This is a genomic window from Psychrobacter sp. FME5 (genome assembly GCF_014861375.1).
GTDB lineage: Bacteria > Pseudomonadota > Gammaproteobacteria > Pseudomonadales > Moraxellaceae > Psychrobacter.
In genome coordinates, this window is sequence record NZ_RRYX01000097.1 from 1 (window position 1) to 11740 (window position 11740).

Here is an 11740-nt window from a genome sequence, read left to right on the forward strand (position 1 = left end):
AAGACCATTACCTCTGACAATGGTAAAGAGTTTGCTCAGCATAAGAAGGTGAAACGAAAGCTCTTTACTTCCTTCTTCTTTGCCGATGCTTATGCGTCATGGCAGCGAGGAACCAACGAGAATACTAACGGCTTAATCAGAGAGTTCTTGCCTAAGGGTTGTGACTTTAGACAAGTCTCTGATAATGAGATACAGGACATTGAGAATAAACTAAACAACAGACCAAGAAAACGATTAGGGTTTAAAACGCCTATGCAGGCGTTCTATAATATAATTTAGCGTTGCACTTGGTGTGTTAATCTAAGTTTCTATAGATAAAAATCAAAGTATTTTATAAATACCGTGTCTGTTTGCACGCCAATCAATTATTACTATTTTCAATCGATGCCTTTTTTACCGAGTATGTCATGAGTTTGCTAACCGCTAGTATCTTTCTCCTTTTATTGCTGGCCTTAAGCGCCTTTGTATCCGCTGCCGAGATTGCAATCGCAGCAGCGCGCAAAATTAAGCTGCAAATCATCGCAAAAGAAGGCGATGTTCGAGCATTTGATGTCCTTAAAATGCAAGAGCACCCTGGTAGCTTTATCACTGTTGTGCAAGTAGTTTTAAACGCGGTCGCTATTTCAGCGGGTGCCGTGGGTGAGTCGGCAATTAGCCCCTACTTACAGCTTTTGGTTAATAATGAAGCAGTGTCATCGGTTATATCCTTCGTTTTGATTACCAGCTTATTCTCTTTACTCGCCGATTTGATGCCCAGACGGCTGGCAATGTCCAACACTGAGACTATCGCTATACGCCTCGTACGACCAATGATGCTGTTGATTTTCATATTCAAACCCGTTATCTGGATATTTGATGGGGCAGCAAACGTCATCTTTGAATTGTTGGGTATCTCAACTGTACGTCAAGACGATATGACGCCAGAAGATATTTATGCCGTCATGGATGCGGGTGCTGAAGCTGGCGTGCTCAAAAAGCAAGAACATCATTTAATAGCCAACATCTTCGATATGCAGGAGCGTACCGTCACCTCAGTGATGAACCCACGCGAACATATCGTTTATTTTGACACCAAAACGAGTACTGAAGCCGTCGTACAAATTATGATTGACCAGCCACATAATAAGTTTTTGGTCTGTCATGACGATGATTTAGAACACATCATTGGTTATGTAGAGTCACGCAGCTTTTTAGCTTTAGTGCTTAATCAGCAACAGGTCAGCCTAAGAGACAAAGCTTTGCTCAAGCCCGCTCTCTTCGTGCCTGATACCTTGTCTTTATTCGAAGTGTTAGAGATGTTTAAATCGACAGGGTCTGACTTTGCGGTCATCGTCAATGAGTATGGCTTGGTGGTCGGGGTCATTACTCTTAAAGATGTGATGAGTATTGTCATGGGCGAGCTTGTGACGTTAGAGGAGCAGCCTATCGTCCAACGTACTGATAACTCGTGGCTCATCGAAGGGATGACTCCTATTGAGGATGTAGTGCGCGCTTTAGATATTGTCAATCTGCCACGCAGTCAAAACTATGAGACTCTTAGTGGCTTTATGATGTATATGCTGCGCAAAATCCCTAAAAAGACAGACACTATCGAGTATGCCAATTACCGATTTGAGATTATCGCCACCGACAATCTTAAAATTACGCAGTTATTGGTCACAAAATTTGAAGAAATTAATGAATAACTACTGTATTTGAAACGCTGCATTTGACCCGTAACCTTGATATTAGACTGATTACTAGGGCATACCCTAAATAGAAGGCAAGCAAATATCATAACGCCCGCGCACCAAATATGGCAGTACCAACGCGCACCATCGTCGAGCCGTTGACTATCGCCTCACCCATATCTCCACTCATACCCATACTTAGTGTGTCCCAGCCATTCAGCTCAGGATGCGCATGTTTGATATCGTCAAATAACTGCTTGGTACGCTCAAAAGCATCGGTATCGGCTTTGGCTGGAATAATCATCAAGCCGCGTAGTGTTAAACGCTCATAACCTTTGACAACGGTTATCAACTCTGGAAGCTGTGTGGGCAGACAGCCGGATTTGCTGTCTTCGTCATCGATATTGACTTGAATCAATACGTTTAACGGCGGCATCTCAGCGGGTCGTTGATCGTTTAAGCGCTTGGCAATAATGTCACGCTCAACCGTTTGTACCCAATCGAAATGCTCCGCAATATCGCGGGTTTTATTGCGCTGGATACTACCAATATAATGCCAAACAATCGCCTCGCCTTCAGACTGCTCTTTTAGAGTGGTAATTTTTTCGATGGCTTCTTGTAGATAATTTTCACCAAAGTGGCGCTGCCCTTGCTGCGCTAAAATGGCGATCATGTCAGCAGGTTTGGTTTTAGAAACTGCTAATAAAGTAACGCTTTCTGCTTGTTTTTCAGCATGCTCACAAGCCTGCGCTACTTGCTCATTTACTTGTTGCCAATTATCAATTAAGTTTTGGCTATCCACATGGTTTTTGCTATTTTTGATATCTTTCATATATGACTCACAAGGATAATGTATTCAGTGACTTTTAAAAGTTTTTAAGATTTTTTAGTAACTTGACCGATACTTTGATTAAAAAATGATTAGACACTTAATACTTGCATTTTCTTAACGGAGTTGATGGTTAAATGTCGATAGTCTTGTTATGATATTGTTACATCGTTTAACATATGCTACTGAAGTTAATAGTAATGGTAAAGACTGTAATTTGGTTAGGGCGTATCCTAATTCTTTAAAGTGATTGATTCAAACACTGTTATTTATTGATAGTCTACCACGTGCTTTTGTACTCTCTTGTCTTACTCTTATTAATTGATAGGAATATCTGATTATGGCTGAAAAAAATAATTTAAGCATCGAAGACTTACTGCGCTTTACCGTTAAGCATAAAGCATCAGATTTACATATTTCAGCCGGTATGCCAGCGATGATACGTGTCGATGGTGAAATGACCCGGATCAATATGCCAGAGATGACCCACCAAGTGGTACATCAGCTTATTTATGACATCATGAATGACAAGCAACGCGCTGACTTTGAAGAGTTCTTTGAAACAGATTTCTCTTTTGAGATTCCCAATCTAGCACGTTTTCGGGTAAACGCCTTTAACCAAAACCGGGGAGCTGGCGCTGTATTCCGTACTATTCCTTCTAAAGTCTTGACCATGGAGGACTTAGGAATGGGCGATGTGTTCAAACGCGTTTCAGACTTTAAGCGTGGCGTGGTATTGGTCACGGGCCCCACAGGTTCAGGTAAGTCAACGACACTGGCGGCCATGATTGATTATATTAATGAAAGCCGTAAAGAACATATTTTAACCATTGAAGACCCGATTGAATTTGTTCACGATTCTAAAAAGAGCCTGATTAACCAGCGTGAAGTTCACCGAGATACTTTAGGCTTCGAGCCTGCGCTACGTTCTGCACTACGTGAGGATCCCGATGTGATTTTGGTTGGTGAGCTACGTGACCTTGAAACCATTCGCTTAGCCTTGACCGCCGCGGAGACTGGACACTTAGTGTTCGGCACCCTACACACCAGCTCAGCCGCTAAAACCATTGACCGCGTCATCGATGTATTCCCCGCCGCAGAAAAAGACATGATTCGGGCAATGCTATCAGAATCATTACAGGCCGTTATCTCACAAACTCTGTTGCGTCGTCAAACAGGTGGTCGTATTGCAGCCCATGAAATCATGCTCGGCACGCCTGCCATCCGTAACTTGATACGTGAGAATAAAATCGCCCAAATGTACTCTGCTATCCAAACAGGCGCAGGCGACGGAATGATTACCCTCGATCAAACACTCAAAAACTTAGTGGCAAAAGGCACTATTAGTAAAGACGTGGCCCGTCCTTATGCCAAACAACCAGAAGCATTTTTGTAGCGTTATTTATTTGTATTGATAGTGGTAAGTGAACACCAAAACATGAGTTTAGATATTTTTTTAATCGATTTACATCGAACACAGGTACGTTATGGACATTGATAAACTATTGCAGTTAATGATCAATAAAAACGGCTCTGACCTTTTTATTACTGCTGATGTAGCGCCCTCCATGAAAGTGAATGGTAAAATTCTGCCTGTGGGTAAAACGCCTTTGACCGCTGAGCAAACCATGAAATTGGTTAAAGGGGTAATGACGCCAAGCCAGAAAAAAGAATTTGAAGAGACCAACGAATGTCAATTTGCCATTGCTGATGAAGCACAGCAGGCACGTTTTCGGGTCAGTGCTTTTATACAGCGCGATATGGCGGGGATGATTTTACGAAAAATCGAGAACAAAATCCCAACGGTCGAGGAGCTGCGTCTGCCGCCCGCACTAAAAGAGCTGGCAATGAAAAAACGCGGTATCATTTTATTGGTTGGTGCCACAGGCACTGGTAAGTCAACCACCCTTGCTGCCATGATAGGACACCGTAATCAAAACTCCCATGGGCATATTATCACTATCGAAGACCCCATCGAGTTTGTGCATCAGCATCGTGGCTGTATTATCACTCAGCGTGAAGTCGGTATCGATACTCATTCATTTGAAGCAGGGCTAAAAAACACCTTACGCCAAGCGCCTGACGTTATCTTGATTGGCGAGATTCGTAATCGTGAAGTCATGAGCTACGCTATCCAATATGCTGAGACAGGGCATTTGGTATTTGCAACTTTACACGCCAACAATGCCAACCAAGCGATTGACCGTATTATTCATTTTTTTGAGACCAGTCGTCATAATCAGTTATTTATGGATTTATCACTTAACCTGCAAGCCATCATCGCCCAGCAGCTTATCCCCACTCCCGACGGTAAAGGGCGCCGTGCCGCTATTGAGATTCTATTAAACTCACAGCTGATCAGTGATTACATTCGTAAAGGTGAGATTCATGAGATTAAAGAGGTCATGACGCGCTCACGTGATAGCGGCATGCAAACCTTTGACCAAGCACTGTTTGACCTATATGAGCAAGGAGAAATCACCTATAAAGAGGCAATTCTCCATGCTGATTCTCCTAATGATTTACGCCTCAAAATCAAGCTTAGCAGTAAAAATAGCACAGTCAATCTCGATGAAGGTGCCGATAACTTATCGTTAGATATCAATTAAGCATTACTATTTTTTTATTCATGCCCTAAAATTTTACGAGACAATAAGAAACAATGACCAGTCGTTGAGCACAAAAAAAGCCCTCATTATTGATATGAGGGCTTTTTTCTATTTTATACGTCACTGCTATAACAGATTATTTAACACTATCCTTACACTCTTGATCATCACAAATACCGTATAGCACCAGCGAATGACCTGATAGTTTAAAGCCATGCTCTTCTGCGACTTTGATCTGTTGTTCCTCGATAGATTCATTGTGGAATTCTACAATTTTACCGCAGTTATCACAAACCAGATGGTCGTGATGCTCTTCTTGGGTAATCTCAAACACCGATAAGTTATTTTCGAAGTTGTGGCGCTCGACGATACCCGCTTGTTCAAACTGCGTAAGTACTCGGTAGACAGTCGCTAGACCCACATCTTCACCTTGTTCGATCAGCGCTTTATACACCTCCTCTGCACTCATATGATGCAGCTCTGCACTTTCCAGCAGCTCCAAAATCTTGATACGAGGTAACGTGACCTTCAACCCTGCTTTACGTAAATCTTGATTGGTAAAAGAAGCCATAATATCCCTTCTGACTGTGACAGTCTTAGCAAATAAAGAACCGAAAATATGAAATAGATAATCGCTAATGATTATTTTTTATCGAATATAAAATATCTTAAGAACAACAAATTGCTTTATGCTAAGTAAATTTTCAATTTGTTATTTCCCCGACAATCGCAATGCAAGTCTATGAATTTAAAATATAAATAATAAAATCGCTCGGGTAGTGTTTGGTAAATAATGTCGTAAGTGGTAGGAAATTGCAAGTAAATGACGTATCATTTGTCCAAGATTGTCGGCCAGACGAGCACCAACCAACTTTGGCTGCACCTAATTTATTTCTAATGAGCCATCTTACCATGATAAAGACATTAACTTTTCGTCCGTTGAGCCGTACCAGCGTATTACGCAAGATTGCTATGACCAGCATGCTGAGCGCTGCTGTTGCTATGTCCGGCTGCTCATTATTGAGTGTTTATAAAATCGATTTGCCACAAGGTACTGCGATTACTCAAACGCAAGCGCAAAAACTGCAAGTGGGTATGAATCAAAACCAAGTACTTTATATCCTTGGTAGCCCAGCGATTAAAGACACCCTTGAGCCTAAGCGCTGGGATTATATTTATGATTATAAAGCGGGTACAGAAGGTAGCCGCAAAGGTATTGCAGATGTCAAAAATGCCAGTCAGCATTTGATTGTTTATTTTGATGATAACGGTGTGGTCAATCGTATTGAAGGTATAGATAGCCTGCCTGTTTCTTAGTTAAGACAGTCAACTAGATTTAATAACTAAATTTAATAATTAACTGTTTAACCTCGAGATTTATTCTTGCGCTGAGACATTGGATCAGCGCTTAAGCTGCGATATACCTCAATACGGTCAAAGGGCTGCAAGCGATAGCTAAGCGGCTGTTTTTGTGCATAGATACCGACATGCCAACGTTTAGCCGTTGGTGTGGCAACATCTGCTACCTGCTCACACCAAGTTGCTAACGCTACAAATTTTGCCAACCATCCTGCCTGCATCAGCGCCTCATATAGACTGGTCTCACGGCTGACTTGTAAAGCTAAATAATGCTGGCGCTGTGCATCCTCGGCGTACGCCAAATATACCGTCATCAAACGAGCTGACTCTAACGGCGATGCAGCACTGTTGCTATCAACTGTATCGACACTTTCTCTTAGCTCAACCACTGCATCACCCAACCTATCAGCGCTAATAACAATGCCAATGGCACGATTAAACGAATCGCTATCCGCCATAAGTTATAAAGAGCCTCATTACCAAAGTTCAACGACTTACGCAGGTGACTTATTTTCATCTGCCAACCGGCAAAGATGGATAACAATAACACCGTTAGGCTGCTAATGATGACCAAGATGCCGACCAGCCAAGTCGTTGGTATGACCACGACCAATGCCAGTGCTAACACCAAAGTTATCACCAAGCTTACTAACAGTCCAAATTTATGCGCTAATTGTTGCGTACTATAATGTAGCAAATAACTGACCACAAATAGCACACCTGTCCAATACAGCAACTGCCCGATTGGCGGCAATGCCATACCACTGATAAACAAAGCCACGACCCCAACCAATAACTGCAGTATCCAAATCGGCAGTACCAATTTGGTTGCGCGATAGTCATTGGCTGCACGTTTGTGAGCTGGCTTTTGTGCATTATAATTGTTGGCATCTACCGCGGTGAGCCCTTGCTTGGTCACTAGGTTTTGACCAAACCAGTATAAGCCTGTGCCTGCGCCAACACTGACTAGCGCTAGTGCCACTGCACGCGCCCATTCACTTAAACTGATGTCAGTCATGGCAAAGTTAATATTGGGCAAGCCATTTGCGACACCCAGTACAAGACCAATAACCATCAGCCCCAGTCCAATCGGTAAGGGTGCAACGCCAAGTAAGCTTAATAATACCGCAATAACCATCAAGCCTGCAGCGACAGCGAAGCTTGGCACAGCAGGGGCGCTATTGAGCTCAGTCAATGCCGCTAAGATACCAGTGCTGGCACCAGATATGACTAATGCGGCAATGACAATAGAGACTAGTGCCGCCAACCAACCGAAGCTACGCCATATTGGGCTGGCATCTGCTTCACGAGTGAGCTTTTGCATGCCTGCCAATGGTGCGTCAACACTACGATAGGCCAACGCAATCTCTGCATAGACGACTGGCAGTGAGACCAATACCATCGCTAACAGCCAGAGTAACCAAAAGTCAATCTCGCCAATGGACGCAGGTGCAAACCAACGAAACAATAGCAACGGTAGCAGTGCCGCGATAAAATAAGAAGCATAACGGATCATCATAATCTAAATCCAAACGATCTAAGGTGAATAACAATAACTTATAACTATACAGGGCGATGATAGGCACTTCTGCATGGCTTTATTATTATGTCTATATTATATCTACAATATATGGGATAAAAAGTTATAAAAAAAACCCCGAAATCGGGGTTTAATAGCTAGATAATGATAGATATACAGTCAATCGAGCGCACATTGATTTTTATAGCGACGTACGCATCACGTATGTGCGCTGATGACTGAAAATTAATGAATAGCGCTGACGTAGTCTGACAAGATACGAATATCACGATCCGATAGCTTCGATGCGACGGTCTGCATCATGCCCATCTCGCCTTCTTTCGCCGCGTCATTGACTCGTTTTTGATCATCGCTATCGATGTCATCAACACGACCCGCCGCACGGAATAGTTTTAGCTGGGTGGCAATATATTCAGCATGCTGCCCACCTAAACGTGGAAACGCTGCCCAAGTATTACCCGCGGCATCTGGACCATGACAACCCGCACAGCCAATGACACCACGTGATTTATCACCACCTAAGAATAGTTTAGTGGCTTCTTGGTTGGTCGCAGGATTACCGAAACCAACACCCCAAGGCGCTTGGCTTGCATAGTAGCCTGCCACATTAGCCATATCTTGCTGAGATAAATTGGCAACTTGCGATTGCATGATACCGTTTTTACGGTAACCCGACTTAAACTCGACCATTTGTTTATAAAGGTATTTTACGTTTTGGCCGCCCAAATTAGGCTGCGCAGGGACAACGCTTACACCATCAACACCATGACAGGCAGCACAAACGGTTTCTGCAACTTGCTTACCAGCATTGACATCATGTTCAGGAACAATAATAGCAGCTTGTACGCTGAAACTTGCAACGCATAAGCTGGCAGCAGCGATTAACTTTTTCATTGATACAAATCCTACTAGCTCGGCGTAAGCATTATTTAGAGTGATTGTACTGCTAAGATACCTGATATAAACCGTACTACTATTAGCGAGGTAGGCATATATTTTAAGGTCTTGGACACAAACAGTCTGAAAGTACTTACTAACATCAGGGTTTATTTTCGATTATTATAGCAAGACTTTGTAGTATTTGCCTACTTAATCGTTACATCCAGCAGTTTTTCTAACGACACACGCTAGGATAGTAACTAAAAAACAAAAAGCGCATAAAAGTTATAAAACCGAGCGCTTTATTTTTTAGGGTTTAACTTGATGATTAAGCCCACTATTTGCTCATGTATTCGATTAATTTTCCGTAGTCATCATCACTACAGTTGTCACAAAGTCCGCCGGCAGGCATTTGAATCATACCACCTTTAACTGACTTGATTAATGCTGGCATACCTTTTTGCTTTATCAGCTGCTGCCATTTAGCACTATCGCCTTTTTTGATGGCATTTAACGCGCCACTATCGTGACAGGTCGCACATGAGTTATCATAAGTGGTTGCGATATTAGCAGCACCTGCGCTGCTTATCATGGCACTATTTAAGAATAGCGCTAACAGTAATGCAGTACCGCCACCAATCATCATACGGTAGGTTTGGCTAAAAAGTGTGGTGATTGAAGACATAGAACACCTCCTTTTGATGTTTCATTCGTTTAATCACTCTTTCTATTAAACGTGTATCATTAAAACTGTCTTAACAAATATTGTAACAATATATGTCATATAAATATAGATAAATCGAGTTCGGCTTTGGTAACCCGTTTTGATCAGGCAAATTATTTGTACCAAATCTGCATTGATTTTAGCATCGCCTTACCATTTATATGCTACCAATCGCAGTTATTTCAATAACTAAGGCTATTAATAGTATAGAATAGTCGATAATTTAAAACGGTTATTGTTGTCAGTAGTCGACGCTTATCGTTATAACAAATAACCCTTTACGCTCTTTTTATTTGATGTCTTACCTTAGCCATCAGCTAACTAAAGTTTTACGATCATATCCAATTTTTTGAAGATTAATGAGCCATTTATGAGTACCCCGTTTACTGATGTCGCCGCCGAACATACATTGTTTAATACCAAATCCCGTCAAAAGATTCAACAAACTGAATTTTTGATGTCCGCACCTACTTTTCGCCTTTGCCCAGCTGATATGGGGTTAGAGGTTGCTTTTGCAGGGCGTTCAAACGCGGGTAAATCTTCGGCTATCAATGCCTTGACCAACCAGCGTCAACTGGCACGCTCGTCCAAAACTCCTGGGCGTACGCAGATGATTAACTTTTTCAGTGTGGGCGATAGCAACAGACGATTGGTTGATTTACCAGGCTACGGCTATGCTGCCGTGCCGCTTGAGATGAAAAAAGAATGGCAAGTAGAATTAGAAGAATACTTGGTATCACGTACAAGCTTGGCAGGTTTGGTACTGATGACCGATATTCGTCATCCGCTAAAGTTTTTTGACGAGCAAATGCTACATTGGGCAAAAGATGGTGAACTGCCAGTACATATTTTGCTAACTAAAGCAGATAAGCTAAAATATGGCGCGTCTAAAAACGCTTTGCTTAACACCCGCAAGAGACTCAAAGAAATAGGCTTAGACTGTACCATTCAATTATTTTCTGCCTTAAGAAAAGAAGGTCTTGATGAATTGGCAGGGGTCATGGGCAACTGGTACGAATATCAACTTAATGATGAAAAAATCGTTGAGTCAAATCTCGTAGAGTTTGATGAAGTTCAAGGAGAAGATGGCAAATCCGTAGACTTTGAATCTAAAGCGGACAACCAAAAAGACACGGAATAAGTTCAAGTTATCCTAAAATCTAAAAAAAGGGTTTATCTCTAATAACGATAAACCCTTTTTTATTCTTACTTTTGTTTTTATAACTCAGGTGTGAAAACTTATATTATCCACACAGCAAATCAGCCAACGCTTGCGGAGTATCGACCTGATAAGTAGGTTGCTGCGCGGCGAGCTCAGTATGAGATGCCGTACCATAATTTACCGCGATACTAGTCATACCAAGTTGCGTTGCCATTTGAATATCGTAGATACTATCCCCGATAAACACAGCTTCAGCGATTTGCTGCTCGGTATAATCCAAAATATCGTTAAGCATCTGCGGATCAGGTTTTGAGCCTGACTCATCTGCACAGCGGGTCATCACAAAATAATGATGGCTGCTAGACGCATCTAAGACGCGATTTAGCCCTATTCTCTTTTTACCAGTGGCAACCGCCAGATTTTTACCTTGCGCTTGTAGTGTCTGCAACATGCCTTCTATCGGCGCAAAAAGCGGTGTACTGTGACTATTGGCAATATAGTAGTCCGCATAGCTTTGCTGAATGGCGTGCTTTTGCGTGTCATTTGCTTGCGGATATAAAATCTCAATGCCCTTCATTAGGCTCAGCCCAATAATATCTTGTACAGCTTTATCGGTCGTTTGAAAACCATGTGCCTCGCCTGCTACATGCATCGCATCAACGATTAAACCAATTGAATCCATCAGCGTCCCATCCCAATCGAATATAATGAGAGTCTTGTCTGCTAAATGATGCTGATTGGCTGTTTGAAAGGTTTTGGCAGAAGTTAGCGGTGCAGATTGTTCACTCATGAATGACCCTTAGAAAATGGTGATGATGATAAATGATGGTGTAATGGACAAAATTCATGCTAAAAAGTAGAAGGTAGTCGCTAATGGACATAATTCATGCTATTTGAGTGACTTTGATAGTAGAAAGTCTTTAATAAACCGTAACTTACGGTACTCATTTAACCCATGATGACTGTGC

Annotated in this window: 13 protein-coding genes; 6 read left to right on the plus strand and 7 right to left on the minus strand. The window is 42.2% G+C overall.

Features of this window, described 5'->3' with window-relative positions:
* Positions 1 to 279, plus strand: a 279-nt coding sequence (locus EI161_RS11285) for an IS30 family transposase (protein WP_192524548.1), incomplete at its 5' end; no start/stop codon positions are given.
* A 128-nt stretch (positions 280 to 407) separates the two neighbouring features.
* On the plus strand, positions 408 to 1685 hold the full coding sequence (locus EI161_RS11290; protein WP_192524547.1) for a hemolysin family protein: 1278 nt from the start codon (positions 408 to 410) through the stop codon (positions 1683 to 1685).
* An 88-nt stretch (positions 1686 to 1773) separates the two neighbouring features.
* Here EI161_RS11290 and EI161_RS11295 read toward each other — a convergent pair whose 3' ends face one another.
* The gene (locus tag EI161_RS11295; RefSeq protein WP_192524546.1) at positions 1774 to 2502 is read right to left on the minus strand and encodes a YggS family pyridoxal phosphate-dependent enzyme; all 729 of its coding nucleotides are present in this window, start codon (positions 2500 to 2502) and stop codon (positions 1774 to 1776) included.
* A 337-nt stretch (positions 2503 to 2839) separates the two neighbouring features.
* On the opposite strand from EI161_RS11295, the gene EI161_RS11300 reads away from it, so the two are divergent.
* Both EI161_RS11300 and EI161_RS11305 read left to right on the plus strand, forming a co-directional pair.
* Positions 2840 to 3895 (plus strand): type IV pilus twitching motility protein PilT, encoded by a 1056-nt coding sequence (locus EI161_RS11300; RefSeq protein WP_192524545.1) that lies wholly within the window; start codon positions 2840 to 2842, stop codon positions 3893 to 3895.
* A 91-nt stretch (positions 3896 to 3986) separates the two neighbouring features.
* On the plus strand, positions 3987 to 5108 hold the full coding sequence (locus tag EI161_RS11305; protein WP_192529580.1) for a PilT/PilU family type 4a pilus ATPase: 1122 nt from the start codon (positions 3987 to 3989) through the stop codon (positions 5106 to 5108).
* Positions 5109 to 5244: 136 nt separating this feature from the next.
* Here EI161_RS11305 and fur read toward each other — a convergent pair whose 3' ends face one another.
* Positions 5245 to 5679 (minus strand): ferric iron uptake transcriptional regulator, encoded by a 435-nt coding sequence (gene fur, locus EI161_RS11310; RefSeq protein ID WP_192524544.1) that lies wholly within the window; start codon positions 5677 to 5679, stop codon positions 5245 to 5247.
* 326 nt (positions 5680 to 6005) lie between these two features.
* Here fur and EI161_RS11315 point away from each other — a divergent pair, with 326 nt between their 5' ends.
* Complete coding sequence (locus EI161_RS11315; protein WP_192524543.1) at positions 6006 to 6425, plus strand: outer membrane protein assembly factor BamE; 420 nt, start codon at positions 6006 to 6008, stop codon at positions 6423 to 6425.
* A 47-nt stretch (positions 6426 to 6472) separates the two neighbouring features.
* Here EI161_RS11315 and EI161_RS11320 read toward each other — a convergent pair whose 3' ends face one another.
* The 4 genes from EI161_RS11320 to EI161_RS11335 form a co-directional block, all read right to left on the minus strand.
* Positions 6473 to 6925: an RnfH family protein gene (locus EI161_RS11320; RefSeq protein WP_225735357.1), complete on the minus strand. Its 453-nt coding sequence runs from the start codon at positions 6923 to 6925 to the stop codon at positions 6473 to 6475.
* Complete coding sequence (locus EI161_RS11325; RefSeq protein ID WP_192524542.1) at positions 6844 to 7986, minus strand: hypothetical protein; 1143 nt, start codon at positions 7984 to 7986, stop codon at positions 6844 to 6846. Before EI161_RS11325 ends, EI161_RS11320 begins: the two co-directional genes overlap by 82 nt.
* 246 nt (positions 7987 to 8232) lie before the next feature.
* A complete protein-coding gene (locus EI161_RS11330) occupies positions 8233 to 8901 on the minus strand; it encodes a c-type cytochrome (protein WP_192524541.1) in 669 nt (222 codons plus the stop codon).
* A 322-nt stretch (positions 8902 to 9223) separates the two neighbouring features.
* Positions 9224 to 9571 carry a c-type cytochrome gene (locus EI161_RS11335; protein WP_192524540.1) on the minus strand — a complete coding sequence of 116 codons (348 nt, stop codon included), beginning with the start codon at positions 9569 to 9571 and terminating at the stop codon, positions 9224 to 9226.
* 409 nt (positions 9572 to 9980) lie between these two features.
* Between EI161_RS11335 and yihA the strand changes: the two genes are divergently transcribed.
* Positions 9981 to 10751, plus strand: a complete 771-nt coding sequence (yihA, locus tag EI161_RS11340; RefSeq protein ID WP_225735358.1) for a ribosome biogenesis GTP-binding protein YihA/YsxC — start codon at positions 9981 to 9983, stop codon at positions 10749 to 10751.
* Between the two features lie 103 nt (positions 10752 to 10854).
* Here the strand turns inward: yihA and EI161_RS11345 are convergent, their stop codons facing one another.
* Positions 10855 to 11562 (minus strand): HAD family hydrolase, encoded by a 708-nt coding sequence (locus EI161_RS11345; protein WP_192529581.1) that lies wholly within the window; start codon positions 11560 to 11562, stop codon positions 10855 to 10857.
* Positions 11563 to 11740: the final 178 nt, after the last annotated feature.